This window comes from Campylobacter sp. CNRCH_2014_2452 (assembly GCF_025772865.1).
GTDB lineage: Bacteria > Campylobacterota > Campylobacteria > Campylobacterales > Campylobacteraceae > Campylobacter_D > Campylobacter_D lari_D.
This window is the reverse complement of the sequence record NZ_JAKMSX010000035.1, coordinates 1-561: the sequence shown is the minus strand read 5'-3', so window position 1 is coordinate 561 and position 561 is coordinate 1. Positions and strand designations below refer to the sequence as shown.

Genomic DNA, 561 nt, shown 5'->3' with positions numbered 1-561 from the left:
GCCAAAGCCATCAATGAAAACATCACTAAAACTAAAAATGCATTAGAACAAGATGCTAAAGCAGTAGAACAATCAGTTGATACAGCTAAAGAAATAGAAGGTGGTAATCTAACAGCAAGAATAACAGCAATTCCTGCTAATCCTCAATTAATAGAATTAAAAAATGTATTAAATGATATGCTTGATGTATTACAAGCAAAAGTTGGTTCTAATATGAATGAAATCAATAGAGTATTTGATAGCTATAAGGCATTAGACTTTACTACTGAAGTTAAAAATGCTAAAGGTGGAGTTGAAGTAACTACTAATGTATTAGGTCAAGAAATAGTAGCTATGCTAAGACAATCATCTGAATTTGCTTCTTTATTAGCAGATGAGAGTGGTAAATTACAAAGTGCTGTTAAAGACTTAACAGATTCTTCATCTTCTCAAGCTTCTTCTTTAGAAGAAACAGCAGCAGCATTAGAAGAGATTACTTCTTCTATGCAAAATGTATCTCATAAAACTAGTGAAGTTATTGCTCAAAGTGAAGAGATTAAAAATGTTACTTCTATAATAGGT

1 pseudogene is annotated in these 561 nt (G+C 30.8%); it reads left to right on the top strand.

From position 1 onward, the window contains the following. Positions 1-561 (top strand): annotated as a pseudogene (locus L8X38_RS08405) (methyl-accepting chemotaxis protein); the annotation flags it as partial.